Here is a 513-nt window from a genome sequence, read left to right as displayed (position 1 = left end):
GTTGTGGTTGTTATGTTTGCTTTGCGTTTGAAAGCGCATCAGAAATAAATAAAAAGGCCGTCTGAAACGTTCAGACGGCCTAAGTACCTCGTAAGAATTTATAAGATTTTTGTAACGCAATGAAGTTAAAAAGTATTTTATCAGTCGGCTTGATGATGGCGGTTTGTCCGTCATGGGCTTTGGATTTCGGGCGTATTCCTGAAAATGAGATTTCCGTTTATGTGCAGGAATTGGACAGTGGCAAAGTGATTGCCGAACACCGTGCCGATGAATTGCGTAATCCTGCTTCGACCATGAAGCTGGTAACGGCGTTTACCGCGTTTCGTATGCTGGGCGGCGATTATCGTTGGAAAACCGAGTTTAAAACCAACGGCCTAACCAAAGGCGATACATTGAAAGGCAACGTGTATTGGGTGGGGAGCGGCGATCCTGTGTTTGACCAGCATGATTTGGTGCAAATGAAGCAACAGATGCGCGATAAGGGCATACGCCATATTGACGGACATCTGATAC

Annotated in this window: 1 protein-coding gene; it reads left to right on the top strand. The window is 45.4% G+C overall.

The annotated features are described in order from the left end of the window. Nucleotides 1–119: 119 nt before the first annotated feature. Nucleotides 120–513 (top strand): D-alanyl-D-alanine carboxypeptidase (locus ACTHS3_RS16780; protein ID WP_440368614.1); only part of this gene is annotated, 394 nt, incomplete at its 3' end.

Source organism: Neisseria sp. P0009.S007, from assembly GCF_051962515.1.
The sequence above is the reverse complement of the archived record's forward strand: the minus strand, read 5'-3'. Positions and strand labels throughout refer to the sequence as shown.